We start from the raw sequence: 22,197 nt of genomic DNA, 5'->3' as shown, positions 1-22,197 counted from the left end.
CTTACTCCGCGGCTTCGACGAAGCGGTGGCGCTCGTAGAGGAACTTCAGCACGGCCTCGCGGCACTTGAGGTAGGACCGGTCGGAGGCAAGGGCGATGCGGTCGCGCGGCCGGGGGATCGGCACCTCCAGCACCTCGCCGATATGGGCCGCCGGGCCGTTGGTCATCATCACGATGCCGTCGGAGAGCAGCACCGCCTCGTCGACGTCATGGGTGATCATGATCATGGTGTTGCCGAGGCGGGCATGGATATCCATCACAGCGTCCTGCAGGTGGGCGCGGGTCAGGGCGTCGAGCGCGCCGAACGGCTCGTCGAGCAGCAGGATCTTCGGCTCCATGGCGAGCGCGCGGGCGATGCCGACGCGCTGCTTCATGCCGCCGGAGATCTCGGCCGGCCGCTTGTCCTTGGCGTGGGCCATCTGCACCAGATCGAGGTTGTGCATCACCCAGTCGTGGCGCTCGGCCCGGCTCTTCTTGCCGGCGAACACCTTGGACACCGCGAGGTTGACGTTCTCATAGACGCTGAGCCACGGCAGCAGCGAGTGGTTCTGGAACACCACAGCCCGCTCGGGGCCGGGCTCGTTCACTTCCCTGCCCTCGAGCAGGATCGCTCCGGCGGAGACGCGCGTCAGGCCGGCGACGAGGTTGAGCAGCGTCGACTTGCCGCAGCCGGAATGGCCGATGATCGACACGAACTCGCCCTTGTCGATGGTCAGCGTCACGTCGGCGAGCACATGGGTGGCGGCGCCGCCGCGGGCGAAGCTCTTGTCGATATGATCGATTTTCAGATAGGCGCTCATCGTTTCCCCCTCAGGCGCTGGTGCGGGCGATGACGCGCCCCAGGAAGGCCACCAGCTTGTCGAGGACGAAGCCGGTGAGGCCGATGTAGGCGAGCGCCACGATGATGTCGGGAAGGCGCGATGAGTTCCACGCGTCCCAGATGAAGAAGCCGATGCCGACGCCGCCGGTCAGCATTTCCGCCGCGACGATGGCGAGCCAGGAGAGGCCGATGCCGATGCGCAGGCCGGTGAAGATGTAGGGCGCCGCCGCCGGCAGCATGATGCGCAGGAAGAACTCCAACTGGTTCAGCCGGAGCACGCGGGCGACGTTGCGATAGTCCTCGGGAATGTTGCGCACGCCGACGGCGGTGTTGATGATGACCGGCCAGATCGAGGTGATGAAGATCACGAAAATGGCCGAGGGGTTGCTGTCCTGGAAGGCGGCGAGCGACAGCGGCAGCCAGGCGAGCGGCGGCACCGTCCTGAGGATCTGGAAGATCGGGTCGAGGCCGCGCATCGCCCACACCGACTGGCCGACCAGCGCGCCGAGCGCCACGCCGACCACGGCGGCAAGGCCGAAGCCGATGGCGACGCGCTGCAGCGAGGTCAGCACCCGCCAGGCGAGGCCGATGTCCTGCGAGCCGTAGTCGAAGAAGGGATAGGCGATGAGATCGTAGCTGTCGGTCCAGATCTGGGAGGGCGGCGGCAGCGGCGCGCCGACGCCCGAGCAGCTCACCTGCCAGACGGCGAGCAGCACCAGAAGCACGACGAGCGGTGGGATGACGTTGCGCGCGAGATTCGCGGCGGCGCGGCCGAAGTCGATCCGGTTCGCCTGGGCGCGACCGAGCGGCACGACCTTGCCGGGTTGGGCCGGCCGGCTGGCCGCTTCGATCGGGACTTTTCTGGCGGTGGCAGTCATTAGGCTGTCTCCGAGGAATCTAGTGAAGTGGAAATTCGCTCCGGCGAGTCGGATGGCGTGGCTTTCGAGAACCGGAGCGGAGCGGACTTTGATGTCCGTGAGCAACGGAAGCGCAGAAAGTCGCGCCAGACGGCCGCCGGAGCGGGATTTCTCAGGCCATGGCCTTGATGGTCAGGCTGTCGAGGTAGGCCTTGGGATTTTCGGGATCGAAAACCTTGCCGTCGAAGAAGGTCTCCGGACCGCGCGAGGAACTGGCGGGAATGTCGGCGGCGGCAACGCCGAGGTCCGCGGCGGCGGCGCGCCAGAGGTCCTCGCGGTTCACCTTGTCGACCAGCGCCTTGATGTCGGTGTCGCCCGGCAACTTGCCCCAGCGAACGTTCTCGGTGAGGAACCAGGCGTCGTGGCTCTTGAAGGGATAGGAGGCGTGCTCCTTCCAGAACTTCATCTCGAGGCCGGTGTTCTCGAGAAGGCGGCCGTTGCCGTAGTTGATGGTGCCCTTGAGGCGGCCGAGCACGTCCTTGGGCGGCACGTTGAACCATTGCCGCTTGCCGAGGATGGCCGCCATTTCCTCCTTGTTGTCCATGCTGTCGGCCCACTGCTGGGCCTCCATCACCGCCATCAACAGCGCCTTGGTGGCGTTCGGGTTGGCCTCGATCCAGTCGGATCGCAGCGCCAGCGCCTTCTCCGGGTGGCCCTTCCACAGTTCGCCGGTGGTGCAGGCGGTGAAGCCGATGCCCTGGTTGACCAGTTGCTCGTTCCACGGCTCGCCGACGCAGAAGGCGTCCATGTTGCCGACCTTCATGTTGGCGACCATCTGCGGCGGCGGCACCACGATGGTGGAGACGTCCTTGTCCGGATCGATGCCGCCGGCCGCCAGCCAGTAGCGGATCCAGAGGTCATGGGTGCCGCCGGGGAAGGTCATCGCCACCTTCACCTCACCGCCGCCGGCTTTCTTGGCGGCGAAGGCCTCCTTGAGCTTGCTCGCGTCGAGGCCGACGCCGGCGCCGGCGTATTCCTTGGCCACCGAGATGCCCTGGCTGTCGAGGTTGAGTCGGGCGAGAATGGACATCGGCACCGGCACGTTGTTCTGCGTCACCTTGCCGGTGGAGATCAGGTAGGGCATGGGCGTCAGGATATGCGCGCCGTCGATGCCGTTGGCCGCGCCGCCGAGCACCAGATTGTCTCGCGTGGCGCCCCAGGAGGCCTGCTTGGCCACCTCGACGTCCGGCAGACCGTATTTGGCGAACAGGCCCTTTTCCTTGGCGATCACCAGCGGCGCCGCGTCGGTCAGCGCGATATAGCCGAGCTTGACGCCGGTCACTTCCGGACCGGCCGTGGCGGCGAAGGCGCCCGACGGAAAGGCGGTGCGGACGGCGCCGAGCAGGGCCACCGTGGCGGAGGTCTTCAGGATGGAGCGCCGGGAGATATCGGTCATGGATTGCCCTCGAGTTGGCGGAGCCTGAACAACAAAAAACGCCGCGAAGCTGAGCCGATGGGGATGGGAGAATCCCGCCAGCAAGAGCTTGCGACGTCGATGTCGGATGGATGTTGTGCGCTACAGAGCGCCCACCTGCCTTCAGGTCGCCGTTGACCGAGGCAGTTCTATAAAAGCAATGGCCGTGCCACTTTCGATCAGTCTGGAATGGTTCTTGTTTTCAAAGGCGTTTTGGCGGTTGCAGGCGCCCTCGCCCATTTCCGCGCCATACGACTTTCTGCTTAAATGGGCGGCGTAGGCCTAGGCAGTTGCACCCTGATTGGGCGAACCGAAGCTCCTGACATAGGCTTCGAGCTCTGCCGGATCGAAGCTGCGACCGTCGATGAACGGATCGGCGACGGCTTCCTCGCAGGGGCTTTCCCTGAGGCCCAGCGCCGAGGCGTAGAGGTCGGCGCGGAAGGCGGAGGCGGCCGTCGCGGCAGCTTCCGGCGAATAGGCGACCTGCCCCCAGCGGACCATCTGGCTGTAGACCCAGAGCGCCTGGGTGGACGACGGGCAGTTGGCCTCCGCCCCGTGGAACACGAAATAGTTCGGCACCACGCGCCGGTTGCCCTTGGCGTCGAGCGCGAACTGGCCGGCCAGCACGTGGCGGATGATCTCGACCGGCGCGCCGAGATTGGCCTCCTGCGCCAGGAGATCGGCCAGCGCCTCGTGGTTGGCCGGATCGTCGCACCAGCGTGCCGAGGCATTCAGCGCCACGATCAGCCGCGAGACGCTGTCGCGATTGCGCTCGGCCCAATCCGGACGCAGGCCGATGACCTTTTCCGGCGACGACGCCCAGATGTCCTGCTTGGTGGCGACGATGCGGCCGACGCCCTTTTCCGAGGCGACCATGTTCCAGGGCGCGCCGACACAGAAGCCGTCGATGGCGCCGGCCGCCAGCGCGTCCGAGGTCATCGGCGGCGGCACCACGCGCAGCCGGACATCCCGGTCCGGATCGACGCCGCCGGCGGCCAGCCAGTAGCGGAGTTCGTAGTTATGGGAGGAATAGGGATAGGTCATGCCGAGCGTCAGCGGCGGCATTCCGCTCTGCTTGCGTCCTGCAATGACGGTGGCCAATGCCTTGGCGCAATCGAGCGCCGAGGCGTCGTCGGCAAGGCCGGTCATCGCCTGCATCGCCTCGAACAGGCGCACCGACAGGGTGATGGCGTTGCCGCCCCGCCCCAGCACGAAGGGCGCGATGGTCGGCGACGGGTTGGAGCCCAGCTCCAGCATGGCGGCGATCGGCATCGGCGACAGCATGTGCGCCAGGTCGAACTGCCGGAAGGCCAGTCGGTCGCGGATATTGGCCCAGGACACGTCGCGCACCAGATCGAGCGTCAGCCCCTCGCGGGCGGCAAAGCCCAGCTCGGCGGCGGCGATCAGCACGGAAGCATCGACCAGCGGAATGAAGCCGGCGCGGAGATGCGTCTGCTCGGGCCCGGAGGTGACGGCCGGGGCGGCGATATCGGGATGGTCGATCGTGGTCATCGCCGTGGCTCCATCACATCAAGAGGCCGGCCGCCGTCACCACGGACTGGGCGATGTCGGCCATCTTCTTCTTCTCGTTCATCGCCGTCTGGCGCATCAGCGCGTAGGCTTCCTCTTCGCTGAGGTTGCGGAGCTTCATCAGGATGCCCTTGGCCCGCTCGATCACCTTGCGATCTTCCAGCGCCGACTTGGCTTCCTCCAGCTCCCTCTGCAGGCGGCTGAAAGCGTTGAAGCGGATCACCGCCATGTCCAAGATCGGCTTCACCCGCTCCTTCTTCAGGCCGTCGACGATATAGGCCGACACGCCCGCCTCCACCGCCGCCTCGATCGACGCCGAATCCGAGCGGTCGACAAACATGGCGATGGGCCGGCTGACCGACCGCGTCAGTTGGAACAGGTGCTCCATCATGTCGCGGTTGGGGTTCTCGATGTCGATGATGATCACGTCCGGCCGGGTCGCCTCGATGACGCGGGCGATGCCGTTCACCGTGTGGACGACGGTGACGTGACTGTGCCCCGCCTCGCGCAATCCATCCTCGATGATGGCCGCGCGGACCGCATTCTCGTCGATCACCAGAATGGCGAGGTCGAAGTGACTCATGCCCTAGGGATGCCCGAGCGGAAGGGCAAAGGCAAGAGAAAATGACTAGTTTTTGTTCATGCAGATTGATGTCTAATTTTTAGGCTGATTCTGATCAGAAACGGTGCAAAAGCGTAGCGAAGGACCCGCCCGGCGCTCCCGTTCCTCTTGGTAAGTAGGCAAGAAAAGCCGGCTGACGATACGCCAACCGGCTCGAAGGCACGCAGTTCTCGCTCCGCCCTACATGAGCAGATTGGGCAGGAAGAGGGATATCTGCGGGAAGAAGATCAGGATCGCGACGAGGATCAGGATGGTGGCGATATGCGGCAGCGCCTCGACGAGATACTCGTCGATGCTGCAGTCGAGGAGGCCGCAGACCGTGAACATGGCGACACCCACCGGCGGCGTCATGCCGCCGAAGGTGACCATGGTCATCATGACGATGCCGAAATGCACCGGGTCGACGCCGAGCTGCAGCACGATCGGCAGGAAGATCGGCGTCAAGAGCAGCACCAGCACCGTCGCCTCGATGAAGCAGCCAGCGATCAAGAGGAACACCACGATCAGGAACAGGATCGCGGTCGGGCTCTGCGTCAGGCCCAGCATGCCCTGGGCGATCGCCTGCGGCGCCTGGTCGAAGATGATGGCGTATCCCACCATGCCCGAGAACATGATGATCAGGACGATCAGGCCATTGTCGATCACGCCGTGCAGCAGCGCCTCCATGGCGCCCTGCCAGGTGAGCTCGCGATGGAACAGCACGCCGACGACAATGGCGTAGACGACGGCGAAGGCACCGACTTCCGACGGCGTGAACATGCCGCTGCGGATGGAGACGAGCAGCGCCACCGGGAAGAACAGCGCCCACTTGGCGTCCCACACCGCACTGCCGACCGCCGACCAGCTCGGCCGCGTGACGGTGGCCGAGCGGTAGCCGCGCTTGCGCGAGACAACCCACACCGTGAACATCAGCCCGGCCATCATCATCAGGCCGGGAATGACGCCGGCCAGGAACAGCCGGCCGATGGAGACGTTGCCGACGAAGCCGTAGAGGATCAGCCCGAGGCTCGGCGGAATGGTGGCGGTGATCAGCGACCCCACGGCGATGGTGGCGGCCGTGAAGCCCTTGGAATAGCCGTTGCGCACCAGATCCGGTCCGAGGATGCGTGCCTCCATGGCAGCGTCGGCGACGGCCGAGCCGGAAACGCCGCCCATCAGCGTCGACAGCACGATGCACACCTGCGCCATGCCGCCCGACATCCAGGAGACCAGCACCTCCGAACAGCGAATGAGGCGGGTGGTGATACCCGTCTTGTTCATCATGTGGCCGGCCAGCACGAAGAAGGGCACGGCGAGCAGCGGGAAGCTCTGCGAGGCCGAGGCCACCTGCTGCACGCCGATCGACGCCGGCATTACCTGGGAGATGATGAAGAAGGAAAAGCCGGAGATGCCGATGGCAAAGGCCACCGGCGCCCCGACGATCAACAGGCCGAAGAACAGGCCGATCAGAAGCAGCATTTCGCCGGTCATAGTTCGCTCTCCCCGGCGGCGGCCAGCGCCTCTTCCTTGCTGCGGGTTGGTGTGAAAATAAGGGCGGGGTTGCCACCCGCCGACTTCACGGCCTCGATGATCTGGCCGATCAGCGTGATGGCGAGCAGCAGGCAGCCGATCGGCACGGCCGCGGTGACATAGGCATAGCTGATGCCGCTGTCGCCGAACTGCCGCTCGAGATTGAGCATGACCAGCCTGTAGCCGAGGTAGCTGAGCGTCAGCAGGAAGGCGAGGATCATGAGCCCGGTGGCGAGGTCGAGATAGACCCGGTAACGGGGCGGGATCCAGCGCACGAACAGGTCGACGGCGATCAGGCCGCGCTTGCGCATCGCCATGTCGGCGCCGATGAACGATGCCCAGACGAACAGGAGCTGCGCCACGTCCATCGACCATACGAGCGGATATCCGAACCAGCGCATGACGCCGGCCATGAAGACGAGGCCGACCATGGCCGCGAGCAATGCTCGGGCCACGACGGACTCCACGCGCATGATCAGGGATGACATGACGCAGGCTCCAGTGACTTGTTTTCGTTACTTGGCGAGAAGGGCGTCGACCTCTTTCTTGAGGTCGGTATAGCCGAGTGTCTCGTAGACGCCGGCGGTCGCTTCCTTGAAGGGCGTCACGTCGATCTCGTCGATGGTCATGCCGGCTTCCTTCATCTTGGCTTCGATGTCGGCGATCGCCGCCTCGGTGCCGTGCGAGGCCACGTCGCCGGACTTCAGCGCCTCTTCCTTGAGGATGGTCTGGAGATCGGGCGGCAGCGCGTCGAACCAGGCCGCCGAGGTGACGAGGCCGGTGATCAGGTTGAAGTGGCCCGTCTTGGTCAGATACTTGGTGACCTCATAAAGCCGCGAGCCGTAGGCCGCCGGGTCCTGCGCCTCGACGGCGTCGATCACCTGCGTCTGCAAGGCCGAATAGACCTCGGCCCAGGCCATCGGCGCCGGGGTCGCGCCCATCGCCTTGACGGTCTCGGTCCACACCGGCGCGCCGGGCGTGCGCATGCGGATGCCCTGGAGATCGGCCGGCACCTTGATCGGCTTGTTGGTGAGGAGATGCCGCTCGCCCTGCCACCAGTTGAAGGACAGCACCTGCAACTGGGCGCCGTCGTGCAGCTTCTTGGCCATCTCGTCGAGCAGCGGCGAGGTCACCACCTTGCGGATGCCCTCATAGCCCGAAGCGAGATAGGGGCCGGAGAGAACGCCGAAGTCCTTGACGTAGACGGCGAGGCGGCCGCCATCGACCACCACGGCATTGCCGGCACCGGCGCGCGCCTGTTCCAGCACGTCCTCGTCCTTGCCGAGCTGCGAACCCGGGAACAGACGGATGGCCAGCCGCCCCTCAGACCGCGCCTCCACGTTCTTCTGCAAATCCTCGAGACCCTTGTAGAGCGGGTCGGACGTGGTGAGCGCCGTGTTGATGTTGAGCGTGTAGTCGGCGGCCGTGGCAACGCCGAGCATTGAGCCAGCAAAAGCCAGCCCGCAAGCGGCCGCCAAGGCGGCCCGAGACATGAATCCCATGGGTTCCTCCCAAACGATCGGCGCGGCAAGTCCTCCACACGCGCCTCGTTGACGAGTAGTATGGTAGACGGCTAGAATGGCTTCGGCAATCAAAAACTGCTGGCCCGGCCTCGCCGGGGACCATCATGAGCGGCCATGACGGGAGATGGCCGATTGGCGATGGCGGTGCAGCGACAAGTATGCCGCCAGGGATGGAAAGCGGGGTCGCGCCTTCAAAGGGCGTGGCGAAAGGGAGAGTTCACGAGCATGTCCGGCCAGTTCACCCTACATCCCGACCGGCTGTTTCCGGCCGATCCGGCGACGCGCGCCATCGCCCGGGAGCTCCATGCCGGCATCGCCAATCTGCCGATCATCAGCCCGCACGGCCACACCGACCCTGCCTGGTTTGCCGAGAACCAGCCCTTCCCCGACCCCGCATCGCTGTTCATCATCCCCGATCACTACGTCCTACGCATGCTCTACTCCCAGGGCATCGGGCTCGATGAACTCGGCGTACCCCGGCTCGACGGCGGACCGGTGGAAACCGACAAGCGCAAGATCTGGCGCATCCTCGCCGAGAACTTCCACGTCTATCGCGGCACGCCCTCCTACCTCTGGCTGACCCATGCCTTTCAGACGGTGTTCGGCATCACCGAGGTGCCATCGAAGGACAACGCCGACCGGCTCTACGACATCATCGCCGAGGCGCTGGAGAAGCCGGAGTTCCGGCCCCGCGCCCTCTACGAACGCTTCAACATCGAGGTGATCGCCACCACCGAAGGCCCGCTCGACGACCTTCGCCATCACCGCAAGATCCGCGAGAGCGGCTGGAAGGGCCGCGTCATCAGCGCTTTCCGGCCCGACCCGGTGGTCGATCCCGACGTTCCCGGCTTTGCCGACAATCTCCAGGCGCTCGGCCGGCTGACCGGCCAGGACACCGCCACCTACCGGGGCTATCTCCAGGCGCTCGCCGACCGCCGCCGCTATTTCATGGAAGTGGGCGGCGCCACCTCGACCGACCACGGCCACCCGACCGCCCGCACCGCCGACTTGCAGGACGAGGACGCCGCCGCGCTCTACGATCGCGTCCGCCAGGGTGGTGCCTTGGCCGACGACGCCGAGCTGTTCCGCGCGCAGATGCTGACCGAGATGGCCCGGATGTCCACGGTAGATGGCCTGGTCATGCAGATCCACGCCGGCCCGCGCCGCGACCACAACCCCGAGATCTTCAGCGTCTTCGGCAAGGACAAGGGCGGCGACATGCCCGGCCCCACCGGCTATGTCGACGAGTTGCGCCCCCTGCTCGCCCGTTTCGGCAACCGCGCCGACCTCACCGTCATCCTGTTCACGCTGGACGAGACGGCCTACGCCCGTGAGCTGGCGCCGCTCGCCGGTCACTATCCGGCCCTGCGCCTCGGCCCGGCCTGGTGGTTCCACGACAGCCCCGAGGGCATGCGCCGCTATCGCGAGCAGATGACCGAGACGGCCGGCTTCTACAACACCGTCGGCTTCAACGACGATACCCGCGCCTTCCTGTCGATCCCGGCCCGCCACGACGTTGCCCGCCGCGCCGACTGCGCCTTTCTCGCCCGCCTCGTTGCCGAGCATCGCCTCGGCCTCGACGAGGCGCGCGAGGTGGCGCATGACCTCGCCTATCGCCTCGCCAAGACGGCCTATCGGCTCTGAATCGGAAAGCGACATGTCTGATACGACGCCGAAGACCATCGACCGCCTCGGCAACGCCCGCCTCGCCGGCCTGCCCGCCGCCGTCGCCCGCCCGTCCTATGACCGGGCCGAGGTGACGCCCGGCATCGTCCACCTGGGGCTCGGCGCCTTCGCCCGCGCCCATCTCGGCGTCTACACCGACGACGTGCTGGCGGCAGGAAGCCGCGACTGGGGCATCGTCGGCGTCAACTTCCGCTCACCCGACGTCATCGACGCCCTGAAGCCGCAGGACGGGCTCTACACCCTGCTCTGCCGCGAGAATGGGGCCGACAGGCTCCGGGTGATCGGCGCCTTCCTTGATGTGCTGAATGCCGGCAGCGAGCTCGATGCCGTCCTCAAGATGATGGCGCGGCCGGAGATCCGCGTCGTCACCATCACCGTCACTGAAAAGGGCTACTGCCACGACCCCGCCACGGGCCGCCTCAACGAGGCGCACCCGATGGTGACGGCCGATCTCGCAGATCCCATGCATCCCCGCAGCCTGCCCGGTCTGATCGTCGAGGCGCTGCGCCTCAGACGGGACGCCGGCGTGCCGCCCTTCACCGTGATCTCCTGCGACAACCTGCCGCAAAATGGCAGCATCACCAAGGCGGTGGTCACCCGCTTTGCCGCGCTGCGCGACGCCGAGCTCGGCCGCTACATCGCCGATAGCGTCGCCTTCCCCTCTTCCATGGTCGACCGCATCACCCCGGCCACCAGGGATCCCGACCGCGCCACGGTGACATCAGGCCTCGGCCTCACCGACGCCTGGCCGGTGGTGGCCGAGCCCTTCCACCAGTGGGTGATCGAGGACCGCTTCCCCGAGGGACGCCCGGCCTGGGACAAGGCCGGTGCCATCCTGACGGATGACGTCCATCCCTTCGAGACGATGAAGCTGCGCTGCCTCAATGGCGCCCACTCGACGCTCGCCTATCTCTCGGTGCTCGGCGGCATCGAGACGGTGGCCGACGCCATGGCCGACAGGCTGCTGCCCAAGGTGATCCGCCGCCTCTGGGACGACGACCTCATCCCCACCGTGCCACCGGTGCCGGGCACCGACGTCACCGCCTACACCCACGACCTCGCGGCACGTTTTCAGAACCCCGGCATCCGCCACCTGACGCTTCAGATCTCCTCCGACGGGTCGCAGAAGCTCGGCCCGCGCCTCCTCTCGCCTTCGACCGAGCTTATTGCCGCCGGCAAGGTGCCCAAGGTGGTGCCGCTCACCGTCGCCGCCTGGATGGCCTTCCTGCGTCAGACCGACGACCGGGGCCGCAACTGGATGGTGGCTGATCCGATGGCGCCGCGCCTGACGGCCATCGCCCACGAGCATGTGAACGACCCCGTGGCGCTGGCGGACGCGCTGTTCGCCGTCAGTGAGATCTTTCCGGCGGCGATTGCCGGCAACGCCGCCTTCCGCAAGGCGACGGCCGATCATCTCAAGAGCCTCATCGCCCTCGGCGTGCCCGCCACGCTCACCGCCTTCCTCGGCCGCTAGGCCCAACGTTTCCCGGAGTATTCCCATGCAAGAGACCTGGCGCTGGTTCGGCCCCGATGATCCCGTCAGCCTAGAGAAGGCCCGGCAGGCGGGCGCCACAGGCATCGTCACCGCCCTCCACCACATGAACCAGGGCCAGGTGTGGACGGTGGACGAGGTCGAGAAGCGCAAGGCGGAAGTGGAAGCCGCCGGTCTCGTCTGGTCGGTGGTCGAGAGCATCGGCGTCGGCGAGGAGATCAAGACCCGCACCGGCAACTATCGGGAAAAGATCGACAATTACAAGCAGTCGATCCGCAACGTCGCCCGCTCCGGCGTCAAGACCATCTGCTACAACTTCATGGTCATCACCGACTGGAGCCGCACCAACCTGATGTTCAAGCTGCCGAACGGCGGCTACGCGCTCCGCTACGACCGGGTGGATTTCGCCGCCTATGACCTGTTCGTGCTGAAACGCCGCGGTGCCGAGGCCGACTATGGCGAGGCCGAGATCGCCGCCGCCAGGGCGCGCCTTGCCGCCAAGAGCGAGGCCGAGGTGGCCGAGCTCGAACGCAACCTGATCGACTGGCTGCCGGCCCGCGACTTCGCCTATACCCGCGACAGCTTCCGCGACATGCTGCAGCTCTATTCGGAGATCGGCATCGAGGATCTGCGCGCCAACCTCGTCGAGTTCCTGAAGGAGATCACCCCGGTGGCCGAGGAGGAAGGCGCCCGCCTCTGCATCCACGCCGACGACCCGGCCTTCCCGATCTTCGGCCTGCCGCGCGTCATGTCGACGGCCGACGACGTCCGGAAGATGTTCCAGGCGGTGCCCGAAGAGGCCTGCGGCCTGACGCTCTGCACCGGCTCCTTCGGCTCGAACACGAAGAACGACCTCGTGGCCATGGCCAAGGAGTTCGGCCCGCGCATTCACTTCGTGCACTTGAGGAACGTCACCCACGAGGCGGACGGCTCCTTCTACGAGGCCGACCACCTCGGCGGCGACACCGACCTGATCGGCGTGGCGGCGGCCATCCTGACCGAGGAAGAGCGGCGTCGCTCCATCGGCCGGGCGGACACTGAGATCCCCTTCCGGCCCGACCACGGCCACCTGATGGGCGACGACATCGGCCAGAAATCCAATCCCGGCTATTCCTTCGTCGGTCGCCTCAAGGGCCTCGCCGAACTGCGCGGTGCCATCAAGACCATCGAAGCCTTCCGCAGCGGCCGCGTCTCCTGACGCGGTCCAGCCCCGATATTTGCTGAAGAGGTGTATCGAGCGGCGCGGAAGTTCGCTAATAGGCTTGGAAAGACCGCAGTTCGCCTCGTTTTCCGCGTTGAACCAAGGGCTTCGCCGGCTGCCGTCTGCCGGCCATTCCGCTGGACGGTTTCCACGGCTTATGCCATGGTAGTATCTCACTCGGAGAGACCAACGTGTTGCCAAACGCCGCCGCCGGTTATGAGCTCGATCCCAAGCAGCCGATCGGCGCCCAGGTCTACGGCCTCCTGAAGCGGATGATCATCGGCCTCACCTTCAAGCCCAACGAAGCCTTGAGCGAGAAGGAACTCGCCGTCCGACTCGGCGTCAGCCGCACGCCGGTGCGCGAGGCGCTGATCCGTCTCGCCGAGGAAACGCTGGTCGATGTCTTCCCGCAGCGCGGCACCATCGTCTCGCCCATCCGCGTCGCCGAGGTGATGGAGGCGCAGTTCCTGCGCGAGGCGCTGGAAGCCGCCGTCGCCCGCCGCGCCGCCGAGCAGCCCTCGACCACCCTGATCCGCGACCTCTCCCGCCTGATCGACGATCAAACCCACGCCGCCAACGCCGGCCTGCCGGAAGACTACATGCCGCTCGACGAGGCCTTCCACCGCACCATCAGCGAGGGCACCGGCATGCCACGCGCCTGGCGCCTCATCCAGAGCGTCAAGGGCCAGATGGACCGCGTCCGCTTCCTGAGCCTGCCCAACAAGGCGCACATGCTGCTGCTCACCGAACAGCACGCCGAGATCTTCAAGGCCATCGAAACCCAGGACCCCGACCGCGCCGAAGCCGCCATGCGCCACCACCTCAAGGAAGTCCTGAAAACCATCCAGGAACTCGCGGCGGAAATGCCGGCGATCTTCGCGTGAGGGGTGGCGCGGCGAGCCGCTAGCCCATAGCACTCTCCGGCTCATGATCGAGGGGCGCCGCCGGGCTTCCGAAAACCCTGCGGAACAGGCCCGACAGCTGCGCGAGATAGGTCAGCATGACCGGGACCACCACCAGGGTCAGCAGGGTCGAGCTGATCAGGCCGCCGATGACCGCCTGGGCCATGGAGGCGCTCTGCTGGCTGCCGGGGTGAATGGCGAGCGCCAGCGGCAGCATGCCGAAGATCATGGCGAGCGTGGTCATGACGATCGGGCGGAAGCGGGTGGTTCCCGCCTCGATCAGGGCCTGCGGCAACGGCAGGCCCTTGGCCGCCTGCTGGTTGGCGTTGTCGACCAGGAGGATGGCGTTCTTGACCACAAGGCCCATCAGCATCACCAGACCGATCATCGAATAGAGGTTCATGGTCGATCCTCCCGCCATCAGGCCGGCAACCACGCCGGCCAGCGCCAGCGGCAGCGCCGCCATGATCGCCAGCGGCTGCAGGAAACTGCCGAACTGGCTGGCGAGGACGAGGTAGATGAAGATGACGGCCATCGACAAGGCCATCATCATGCTGGCCGCCGTCTCGTCCATCAGGTCGGCGTCGCCGTCCTGCCCCACGGTCACCCCCTCCGGCAGATCCATGCCGGCAAGTCCGGCATCGATGTCAGCCATGACGTCACCCAGCACCCGCCCATTGAGGGCCGCCTCGATGGTGATGACACGCGCCCTGTTCTGCCGCTTGATCTTGGCCGGGCCGACCGAGGCTTCGAGCCTGGCAACGTCATTGAGCGCGATGCCATGGCCCTCTCCCTTGACGACCGGCAGCGCGCCCAGCTGCTCGGGATCGGATCGCAGGCTGTCGGGGAGGCGGACCACCACCGGCACCGTCGTGCCGTCGGGGCGCTTCATCGTTGATGCCTCTGTCCCGTCCACCAGGGTGCGCAGGGACGAGCCGACCTCCCTTGCGGAAACGCCGAGGTCGCTGGCGACATCCGGCATGAAGGCGAAGTCCAGGATGGGCTGCGCGGTGTCGACGCTGAGCGTGACGTCCGCCGTGCCGGGAATCTTGGCGATCATGTCGGCGATCTTGCCGGCCGCGCCGGCTAGCGTCTGCGGATCGGTTCCAAACACCTCGACCGCGATCGGCGCCTCGTCGGCGCCCAATCCGCCGGCGGCCGCCACGGTCAGCTCCACGCCGGGAACCTGCCCGAGCAGCGCCCGCACGCCCGGCACCATGGCATCGGCCGAAAGCGACCGTTCCTCCGGGCCGACGAGGTTGGCCTCGATGGTCGCCTCCGTCTCGGCGCTGCCGCTGCCGGCGGCGACCGATGCATAGACGCCGGTGACCTCCGGCAGCTTTGCCAGAATGTCCGAGATCTGCCCCGCCTTGAGAGCTGTATACTCCTTTGAAGAACCGACCGCCGTCTTCAGCCCGATGGTGATCCGGCTTTCGTCGCCCTTGGGCAGGAACTCGATGCCCACCGTCGGCAGCAGAACCAGGCTGCCGGCGAAGATGCCGATGGCGAAGGCCAGCGTCGTCTTGCGAAAGCGCAGACAAAGCCCGAGCACGCCGCGATAGGCCCGCCCTGCCGCCTCGAACAGGCAGTCGAACCGGGCGATGGTCCGCCCCACCGGCCCTCTCTTCGCGCCGGGATGGGCGGCGGGATCGTACCAGACGCTGGAGAGCATCGGGTCGAGCGTGAAGGAGACGAATAGCGAGATCAGCACCGCCACCGCGACCGTGACGCCGAACTGCAGGAAGAACCGCCCGACGATCCCCTCCATGAAGGCGAGCGGGAGGAACACCGCGCAAAGCGACAGCGTCGTCGCCACCACGGCGAGCCCGATTTCCGCCGTGCCATCCAATGCCGCGACGACATGGTTCTTGCCCATGTGGAGGTGCCGCATGATGTTCTCGCGGACGACGATGGCGTCGTCGATGAGAATCCCCACCGTCAGCGTCAGCGCCAGCATGGTCATCATGTTGAGAGAGAAGCCGAGGAGGCTGATGACCGCCAGTGTGCCGAGGAAGGAGATCGGCAAGGTCAGGGCGGTGATGACGGTGGATCGCCAGGAGTTGAGAAAGACGAAGACGATGAGAACGGCCAGGAGCGCGCCTTCCATCAGCGTCGACCTCACCGTCGCATAGTTGGCCTCGATCGCGTCGGCGGAGTTGACCAGCACGTCGATACGCGCGTCGCCGATCCGGCTCTTGAGCCGATCGATCGTGCGCTTCACGTCGGCGGCCACCGCCACCGTGTTGGCCCCATCGACCTTGAGAACGTCGATCGCCAGCGCCGGCTGCCCGTTGCGAAAGGCCAGGCTCTTGGCATCCGAGGTCGAAGCCGCGACCGTGGCGACGTCACCCAGCCGAACCGCGGCGCCGGCCTGACGGGCGATGATCATGTCGGCCAACAGCTCCGGCGTGCGGCTCTCGGCGTTCACCTGCACCGCCCGAACCGTCGCTCCGGTCGTCACCGAACCGGCGGGCTGCAGCAGATTGCCCTGTCGCAGCGCCTCGATGACGTCGTTGACGCCAAGACCGTAGGCCCTCAGTCTGTCGGGATCGATCTGAACGGCGACCTGCTCCTCCACCGACCCGACAACCTCCGCGCTGCCGACGCCCGTCACGGTGGTCAGCGCCGGCACGATGACGTCCTCGGTCAGTCGAGACAGGCGGCCCGGATCGAGAGATGGGCTGCTGACCGCCAGCGACATCACCGGCGTTTCCGTGGGATTGTGGCGCATGACGACCGGCGTCTTGGCGTCTTCCGGCAGATCCGGCGCCACGGCGGCGATCCTGTCGCGAACATCCTGGGCGGCGAGTGCGCTGTTGGTCTCAAGCTTGAACTTGACGACGATGAGAGAGCTGCCGGCACTGGACGTCGAGCTCAGCTCCTCGATGCCCGAGAGCGTGTTGAGCTCGTCCTCGACCGGCTTGGTTATGTCGCTTTCCACGCTCTCCGGCGAGGCGCCGGGATAGGGTATGGCCACGGCGACGACGGGGAAATCGACGTTGGGGTAGCGATCGATCGGCAGCGACCGCCAGGCGAAGACACCCAGCACCATGATGGCGATCATCATCATGGTGGCAAAGACCGGCCGGGATATGCTGATGCGGGTCAGGAACATCGGTCAGTTCCTCTCGATGCGGATGGCATCGCCGGGCCGGAGCCCGCGCAATGGCCGGGCGAGCACCACGTCGCCGGACGAGAGGCCTTGCGTCACCTCGATCGCGGTGCCCGCATTCCATCTGGCCCCGATGACGACCGGCGCTTCGACGATGCGGTCGCCGCGCACCAGATGCACCGACGCGGACCGTATGCCGACGGTGACGGCGTCCTTGGGCAAGGCGACGGCGTCGAGGCTCGACCGGAGGTGAATGCGGCCCATCAGGAACATCGAGCCGCGCAGGGCGCCCTCGGCATTGTCCGCATCCAGATAGACGATGGCCGAACGGGACCCCGGTTCGGCGCGGGGGCTGACGCGCGCCACACGCGCCGGAAAGACGCGTTCGGGATCCTGCGGCAGCCACAGCTCGGCGGCCTGTCCGGGCTGCAGGGCGGCGAGCTTGCCGAGCGGAACCCTGGCCTCCACCGTCACCTTGCTGAGATCGACGACGTCGAACAGCGGCTTGCCGGCCTGAACGAGCTGTCCCGTCTCGATGCTGCGGCTCGCGACGATCCCCGAGATCGGGGCACGCAGGGTGGCGCGCTCAAGGTTGGTTCGCGCCAGATCGATACGGGCGGTCGACGCGTCGATGTTGGCTCTCAGTGTCGCAACCGAACTTTCGATCTCCTCGAGCGCGCTCTTCGGCTTGATGCCGAGGCCGGCAAGCCCGCTGGTGCGATCGAGATTGGCCGTTGCCGCCCGTAGCTGCGCCTCAAGGCTGGCGAGCGTCGCCTCCTCCGCTCGCAGCGCCAGGCGAAAATCGGCGTCGGCAATCGTCAGCAGCCTGTCGCCGGACGACACCCTTTCGCCCGGCAGGGCCATCACCGCCGTGGCGACGCCGGTCACTTCGGCCGAAACCGTGACCTGCGAGGCCGGCTTGACCTCTCCCGACACGGTGAGGTCCTCGCTGAGATCGCCGGGGGCGACGACGACCACTTCCGCGGGATCGAGGATCTTCACCGTCGGACCGGCGGGAGCCTTCAGCTGCGACGTGTCCGGGCGTGCCGGCGCGTAGACCGTGAAGCCCAGCGCCGTGATCAACAAGGCCAGCGTCCCGACGATGCCGACCAGGGCGATCATGCGGAGGACGGGTCTTTCGCTGAGGCGCCGCTCGTTCGACGTATCCTTGGAAAGAGGGAGAGACATGTGATGCGTCCAGTTCATGCCGACTTCGATGTCGCCACAACTGGACGCCCCACTTTGCGGGAACATTGCGCCCGCCGGACCGGATCGACAAAAAACCGATCCTACCCCAGCGGCGCGTCCTTGACGCCCGAGGGCAGCCGCACGACGAACTCGGCGCCGCCCTTTGCCGCGTCGGTGACGTGGACGCTGCCGTGATGACGGGTGACGATTTCCTGAACGAGGTTGAGCCCCAGGCCGGCGCCGCCCCGGTCGGTCGAGCCGCGATGGAAGGGCTCGAAAATGCGTTCGCGGTCGGCCGGCGGCACGCCGGGTCCGTTGTCGCGAATCCGCACCTCGGCGTTTGGTGTCACCTCCACCTCGATGGCGACGCCCGGTCCGCCATGAGCGATGGCGTTCTGGATGAGATTGGTCAGCACGCGCGAGATCGCCTGCCGATCGGCGGCGACCATGACGGGCCAGGGAGGCACGTCCAGGGCGATCTCCGCGCCGGCGGTGACCACCAGCGGCGCAATGTCCCTCGCCACCTCCGAAGCCAGCGCGCAAAGATCGAGCGGCGTCCGCAGCTGACCGTCATTGTCGAGCCGTTGCAGATCGAGCAACTGATCGGCCAGCGTGCCCAACCGGGCAACGTCGAGGAGAAGCCGGGTTCTGTCGTCTCCCGCGGCAAGGAGTTCGATGCGCGTCGTCAGGATGGCGATGGGCGTCCGGAGCTCGTGGGCGGCGGTGGCGAGGAAACGGTGCCGCTTTTCCAGCCCCTGGTCGAGACGCAGCAGCGCCGCGTTCATTGCCTGCACCATGCCCCGGATCTCCTCGGGCACGTTGGCTTCGGTGAGCCGGGTTCCCGGCTGGTCGATGTCGATATGCTCGGCTTCCTCGGCGACGCGCGTCACCCCGCGAAACTCCTTGCGCAACAGGATGGGGGTTCCCACCAAGGTCAACGTCGCCATCAGGGCGAGCAGGCCGAGATAGTATTTGTTGAGTTCCTTGAACCGGTCGAGGAAGCCGGTCACCTCCGGCCCGCCGCCCGTGGCGACGATCACCGGCCCGGCGGGGCCGTCGCGCACCCGCATCAGGACATCGAGGTCGGGATCGCTGCCGTCCGTCCGTATCTCGGCATAGACCACCGCCTTGAACCCATCGAGAAACTGCGAGACCCGTGGCGGCACCGGGCCATATCGCAGCGAACGGCCTTCGCCGTCCCGGACCACGAACCAGAAGCGCGGATGGTCGGCCATCAGGGCCGCCAGATCCTCGTCGCGCCCGACATCCAGACGGCCGTCGGCAAGGGTCAGGTTCGAGGCGACGATGGCGAGGACATCATCGTCGAGTTCCACGCCCTCCAAATGCTCCTTGATGGGCAGGGCGAACACGACGGCGACCGCCGTCAGAACCAGGAGCTGCAGCGCGATCATCTGCCAGGAGAGGCGCGCTACCAGCGATCCGGAAGCCGGTTTCATTCGATGCACCTCAGGAGGTAGCCGATGCCGCGCAGGGTGTGGATCTCCAGGCCCGCCGCGGCTAGCTTGCGGCGCAGCCTGGATATGTGGGCATCGAGCGTATTCGAGGCGATCTCGTCGTCATAGCCATAGACAGCCTCTTCGAGAGAGGCGCGCGTGACGACGCGACCAGCCCGGACGATCAGCGTTTCCAGCACCAGGAGCTCCCGGCGCGGCAGTTCGAGGGCCACCCCGTCGATGTCGGCGGTGCGATGTTCGACGTCGAAACCGAGCCGGCCGAGCGTCACCCGCTCGCGCGCCACCGCCGTGGGGCGGCGGGTGATGGCGCGAAGGCGTGCCAGGAGCTCGTCGAGGGCAAAGGGCTTGGCGAGATAGTCGTCGGCGCCGGTGTCGAGACCTTCCACCTTGTGGTCCAGCGTGCCCAGGGCGGAGAGAATGATGACGGGCGTTCGCTGCGGCATGGCCTTGATGGCGGCGAGAAGGCTCAGCCCGTCGCCGTCCGGCAGGGTGCGGTCGAGCACGATGGCGTCATGTGCCGAGCCGGCAACCGCCTCCCGCGCGATGGCCAGCGTCGGCGCGCAGTCGACGAGGATGCCGTGACGAGACAGCGTCGTCACGAGCATTCTGCTGAGTTCGGCCTCGTCCTCCACCAGGAGTATGCGCATGATCACTCCAAACGAACCCTAAGCTCCAACTGCTGAACAAGCTTTGACCAACCCTGAGAAGGATCAGCGTGCAGCGGGATTTTCCTGGCCCGACGACGGGCTCGTTCGCGGCAGGCTGATGCGCGCGCTGAGACCGTGCGGCTGCCGGGGCAACAGGTCGAGCCGGCCGTCGTGAAGGCGGGCAATGTCGGCCACGATGGACAGCCCCAGCCCAAGGCCCTCTCTGGAGCCCTGGCGCGCTCCGTCCACCTTGAAGAAGGGCTCCAGGACGCGTTCCCGATAGTCCTGCGGAATGCCGGGCCCGTCGTCATCCACGGCGATCACCAGGGCATCCGGCGCTTCGGAGAGCCTGACCACCACCGTCCGGGCGACCTTTACGGCATTGTCGCAAAGGTTGGTCACGGCGCGGGTCAGGGAGACCGGCCGGCACTCGGCGTTCAGCTTGTTGGGTCCGTCATATCTGACGGCATGGCCGAGATCGCTGAACTCGCTGCAGATCGTCTGGAGAACGCTGGCGACATTCACCAGCTCCAGCGGTTCGGTCGCATAATCGTTCCTGAGATAGGTCAGGGTTTCCGTCAACATGCCGTCGATGCGGTCGATATCGGCGATGAGCGCCTCTTTCTCGGAACAGTCCGGCATGCGCTCCACTTTCATCTTCATCCGGGTCAGCGGCGTCCTGAGGTCATGGCCGATTCCCCGCAGCATGCGCGTCCGGGCATCCATCATCAGCTTGATGCGCCGCCGCATGCCGTTCAGCGCGCGGGCAAGCGTCACGATCTCGACGGTGCCCTTTTCCTCGAAAACGACTGCGCCCGTATGGATGTCGGTCCGTTTGGCAGCCTCGACGATCTTTTGTATGGGCGCTGTGATGGCCCTCACGGCAAACACGGAAAACAAGCCCGCGAGGACCACGAAGGCCAGCAGGAAATGCGGCCCCCGCCCCAGGAAATCGCTGGTTACGATCGGTTCCGGCAAAGACAGGGTCATGACGATCGTCGCGTCGTCCACCTTGGCGGCGACAACCCGACGATCGTTCAGAAAGGTCTGCCAGCCGCCGAGCGGCGGATCGTTGTCCGGCGGAAACAGCCAGTCGGTCAAGGCGATCAGCGAGTTCTGCTCGCTCGACGAGTGGGTGAAGGCGTTCGTCGTCGACATCGGAGCGAGGGTGATATCCCATCCGGCGGCCCGCGCATGGCCCATGATGATCTGCCGATCGTCGGGCGATGCCGTGGCGAGGACACGGGCGATCGTATCCAGCCTGTCGGCAAGATCTTCGAGGTCGGAAATGGCGTAAACGTCCTTCACCCAGCTTTCCATCCGGTTGCCGACGACCAGGATCATCGCCAGGGCGACCAGAATGATGACTGTCAACTGCTGGCGGATGGTCGCCTTCGGCCAACTCGGAAGCCTAGTCATGGCTCTCTTCCACGCGTGCCGTGAACATGTAGCCGCCCAGGCGCACAGTTCTGATCAAGACGGGGTTGCGCGGGTCCGATTCCATCTTTTGCCGAAGGCGGCGGATGTGGACATCGACGCTTCTTTCGGTCGGCCCGGCGAGGCCGGCGTGCGTTGCCGCAAGGAGTTGTTCCCGAGTGAGCGTGCGACCGGCGTTGCGGCAAAAGGCGACCAGAAGATCGAGTTCATGCGTCGTCATCGCCACCCTGGCGCCGGCGGCGTCGTGGACCTGCCGCTTGATCATGTCGATCGTCCAGCCCTCGAAGCGGATGAAGCGTGACCGGGGCGGCTCCGGTCCGGCCTCATAGGCAGCCCTGCGCAGCAATCCCTTGATGCGGGCCACCAGCTCGCGCAGCACGAAGGGCTTGGTGACGTAATCATCTGCCCCGAGTTCCAGCCCCAGGATGCGATCGATGTCGTCCCCAAGCGAGGTGAGCATCAGGATGGGAAGGTTGCCTTTCGCCCTGAGACGCCGGCAGATGCTGAGGCCATCCTCGCCGGGCAGCATGATGTCGAGCACGATCAGATCGAAGGACGAGGCGCGCATATGCTCGTCCATCGCCCGTCCATCGCCGGCAATCTCCACCGCCATGCTCTGCTCGGCCAGGCTTTCCCGCAGCATCTCGGCGATCTGCCGGTCATCCTCGACAATCAGGACCCGCGGCGTCGTAGAGGTTTTCTGGCTGGCGATTGCAGTCAACC

18 protein-coding genes are annotated in these 22,197 nt (G+C 66.3%); 4 read left to right on the top strand and 14 right to left on the bottom strand.

Annotated features, from left to right (window positions below; genetic code table 11):
- Position 1: 1 nt before the first annotated feature.
- From CXZ10_RS07865 to CXZ10_RS07830, 8 genes are all read right to left on the bottom strand, one after another.
- A complete protein-coding gene (locus tag CXZ10_RS07865; protein ID WP_101288603.1) occupies positions 2-799 on the bottom strand; it encodes an ABC transporter ATP-binding protein in 798 nt (265 codons plus the stop codon).
- A gap of 10 nt (positions 800-809) precedes the next feature.
- Positions 810-1,697 (bottom strand): nitrate ABC transporter permease, encoded by an 888-nt coding sequence (ntrB, locus tag CXZ10_RS07860; RefSeq protein ID WP_101288602.1) that lies wholly within the window; start codon positions 1,695-1,697, stop codon positions 810-812.
- 151 nt (positions 1,698-1,848) lie between these two features.
- Positions 1,849-3,132, bottom strand: a complete 1,284-nt coding sequence (locus CXZ10_RS07855; protein WP_101288601.1) for a CmpA/NrtA family ABC transporter substrate-binding protein — start codon at positions 3,130-3,132, stop codon at positions 1,849-1,851.
- A gap of 300 nt (positions 3,133-3,432) precedes the next feature.
- Complete coding sequence (locus tag CXZ10_RS07850) at positions 3,433-4,662, bottom strand: CmpA/NrtA family ABC transporter substrate-binding protein (RefSeq protein WP_101288600.1); 1,230 nt, start codon at positions 4,660-4,662, stop codon at positions 3,433-3,435.
- A gap of 13 nt (positions 4,663-4,675) precedes the next feature.
- Positions 4,676-5,263: an ANTAR domain-containing response regulator gene (locus CXZ10_RS07845; protein ID WP_101288599.1), complete on the bottom strand. Its 588-nt coding sequence runs from the start codon at positions 5,261-5,263 to the stop codon at positions 4,676-4,678.
- Between the two features lie 219 nt (positions 5,264-5,482).
- Positions 5,483-6,772 (bottom strand): TRAP transporter large permease, encoded by a 1,290-nt coding sequence (locus CXZ10_RS07840; protein WP_244617226.1) that lies wholly within the window; start codon positions 6,770-6,772, stop codon positions 5,483-5,485.
- A complete protein-coding gene (locus CXZ10_RS07835; protein WP_101288598.1) occupies positions 6,769-7,299 on the bottom strand; it encodes a TRAP transporter small permease in 531 nt (176 codons plus the stop codon). The genes CXZ10_RS07840 and CXZ10_RS07835 overlap by 4 nt, the downstream gene beginning before the upstream one ends.
- A 27-nt stretch (positions 7,300-7,326) precedes the next feature.
- Complete coding sequence (locus CXZ10_RS07830) at positions 7,327-8,313, bottom strand: C4-dicarboxylate TRAP transporter substrate-binding protein (protein ID WP_101288597.1); 987 nt, start codon at positions 8,311-8,313, stop codon at positions 7,327-7,329.
- A 246-nt stretch (positions 8,314-8,559) separates the two neighbouring features.
- On the opposite strand from CXZ10_RS07830, the gene uxaC reads away from it, so the two are divergent.
- From uxaC to CXZ10_RS07810, 4 genes are all read left to right on the top strand, one after another.
- Positions 8,560-9,978 (top strand): glucuronate isomerase, encoded by a 1,419-nt coding sequence (gene uxaC, locus CXZ10_RS07825; RefSeq protein WP_101288596.1) that lies wholly within the window; start codon positions 8,560-8,562, stop codon positions 9,976-9,978.
- 13 nt (positions 9,979-9,991) lie between these two features.
- Positions 9,992-11,494, top strand: a complete 1,503-nt coding sequence (locus tag CXZ10_RS07820) for a mannitol dehydrogenase family protein (protein ID WP_101288595.1) — start codon at positions 9,992-9,994, stop codon at positions 11,492-11,494.
- A 25-nt stretch (positions 11,495-11,519) separates the two neighbouring features.
- Positions 11,520-12,710, top strand: coding sequence for a mannonate dehydratase (gene uxuA, locus CXZ10_RS07815; RefSeq protein ID WP_101288594.1), 1,191 nt, complete (start codon positions 11,520-11,522; stop codon positions 12,708-12,710).
- A gap of 194 nt (positions 12,711-12,904) precedes the next feature.
- Entirely contained in the window at positions 12,905-13,597 is a 693-nt protein-coding gene (locus CXZ10_RS07810) for a GntR family transcriptional regulator (protein WP_244617227.1), read from the top strand.
- A gap of 19 nt (positions 13,598-13,616) precedes the next feature.
- On the opposite strand, the gene CXZ10_RS07805 is transcribed toward CXZ10_RS07810, so the two are convergent.
- The 6 genes from CXZ10_RS07805 to CXZ10_RS07780 form a co-directional block, all read right to left on the bottom strand.
- Positions 13,617-16,730 (bottom strand): efflux RND transporter permease subunit, encoded by a 3,114-nt coding sequence (locus CXZ10_RS07805; protein ID WP_101288593.1) that lies wholly within the window; start codon positions 16,728-16,730, stop codon positions 13,617-13,619.
- 3 nt (positions 16,731-16,733) lie between these two features.
- Positions 16,734-17,915, bottom strand: coding sequence for an efflux RND transporter periplasmic adaptor subunit (locus CXZ10_RS07800; protein WP_180335911.1), 1,182 nt, complete (start codon positions 17,913-17,915; stop codon positions 16,734-16,736).
- 101 nt (positions 17,916-18,016) lie between these two features.
- On the bottom strand, positions 18,017-19,372 hold the full coding sequence (locus CXZ10_RS07795) for a sensor histidine kinase (protein ID WP_101288591.1): 1,356 nt from the start codon (positions 19,370-19,372) through the stop codon (positions 18,017-18,019).
- Positions 19,369-20,037 (bottom strand): response regulator transcription factor, encoded by a 669-nt coding sequence (locus tag CXZ10_RS07790; RefSeq protein ID WP_101288590.1) that lies wholly within the window; start codon positions 20,035-20,037, stop codon positions 19,369-19,371. Before CXZ10_RS07790 ends, CXZ10_RS07795 begins: the two co-directional genes overlap by 4 nt.
- A 63-nt stretch (positions 20,038-20,100) precedes the next feature.
- Positions 20,101-21,456, bottom strand: coding sequence for an ATP-binding protein (locus tag CXZ10_RS07785; RefSeq protein ID WP_101288589.1), 1,356 nt, complete (start codon positions 21,454-21,456; stop codon positions 20,101-20,103).
- On the bottom strand, positions 21,449-22,195 hold the full coding sequence (locus CXZ10_RS07780) for a response regulator (protein ID WP_280178926.1): 747 nt from the start codon (positions 22,193-22,195) through the stop codon (positions 21,449-21,451). Before CXZ10_RS07780 ends, CXZ10_RS07785 begins: the two co-directional genes overlap by 8 nt.
- Positions 22,196-22,197 lie beyond the last annotated feature (2 nt).

The organism is Pleomorphomonas diazotrophica (genome assembly GCF_002844595.1).
GTDB lineage: Bacteria > Pseudomonadota > Alphaproteobacteria > Rhizobiales > Pleomorphomonadaceae > Pleomorphomonas > Pleomorphomonas diazotrophica.
The sequence above is the reverse complement of the archived record's forward strand: the minus strand, read 5'-3'. Positions and strand labels throughout refer to the sequence as shown.

Coding starts and splice junctions, on each gene's coding strand:
- CXZ10_RS07865 (WP_101288603.1), bottom strand. CDS start 799: ATGAGCGCCTATCTGAAAATCGATCATATCGACAAGAGCTTCGCCCGC.
- ntrB (WP_101288602.1), bottom strand. CDS start 1,697: ATGACTGCCACCGCCAGAAAAGTCCCGATCGAAGCGGCCAGCCGGCCG.
- CXZ10_RS07855 (WP_101288601.1), bottom strand. CDS start 3,132: ATGACCGATATCTCCCGGCGCTCCATCCTGAAGACCTCCGCCACGGTG.
- CXZ10_RS07850 (WP_101288600.1), bottom strand. CDS start 4,662: ATGACCACGATCGACCATCCCGATATCGCCGCCCCGGCCGTCACCTCC.
- CXZ10_RS07845 (WP_101288599.1), bottom strand. CDS start 5,263: ATGAGTCACTTCGACCTCGCCATTCTGGTGATCGACGAGAATGCGGTC.
- CXZ10_RS07840 (WP_244617226.1), bottom strand. CDS start 6,772: ATGACCGGCGAAATGCTGCTTCTGATCGGCCTGTTCTTCGGCCTGTTG.
- CXZ10_RS07835 (WP_101288598.1), bottom strand. CDS start 7,299: ATGTCATCCCTGATCATGCGCGTGGAGTCCGTCGTGGCCCGAGCATTG.
- CXZ10_RS07830 (WP_101288597.1), bottom strand. CDS start 8,313: ATGGGATTCATGTCTCGGGCCGCCTTGGCGGCCGCTTGCGGGCTGGCT.
- uxaC (WP_101288596.1), top strand. CDS start 8,560: ATGTCCGGCCAGTTCACCCTACATCCCGACCGGCTGTTTCCGGCCGAT.
- CXZ10_RS07820 (WP_101288595.1), top strand. CDS start 9,992: ATGTCTGATACGACGCCGAAGACCATCGACCGCCTCGGCAACGCCCGC.
- uxuA (WP_101288594.1), top strand. CDS start 11,520: ATGCAAGAGACCTGGCGCTGGTTCGGCCCCGATGATCCCGTCAGCCTA.
- CXZ10_RS07805 (WP_101288593.1), bottom strand. CDS start 16,730: ATGTTCCTGACCCGCATCAGCATATCCCGGCCGGTCTTTGCCACCATG.
- CXZ10_RS07800 (WP_180335911.1), bottom strand. CDS start 17,915: ATGTCTCTCCCTCTTTCCAAGGATACGTCGAACGAGCGGCGCCTCAGC.
- CXZ10_RS07795 (WP_101288591.1), bottom strand. CDS start 19,372: ATGAAACCGGCTTCCGGATCGCTGGTAGCGCGCCTCTCCTGGCAGATG.
- CXZ10_RS07790 (WP_101288590.1), bottom strand. CDS start 20,037: ATGCGCATACTCCTGGTGGAGGACGAGGCCGAACTCAGCAGAATGCTC.
- CXZ10_RS07785 (WP_101288589.1), bottom strand. CDS start 21,456: ATGACTAGGCTTCCGAGTTGGCCGAAGGCGACCATCCGCCAGCAGTTG.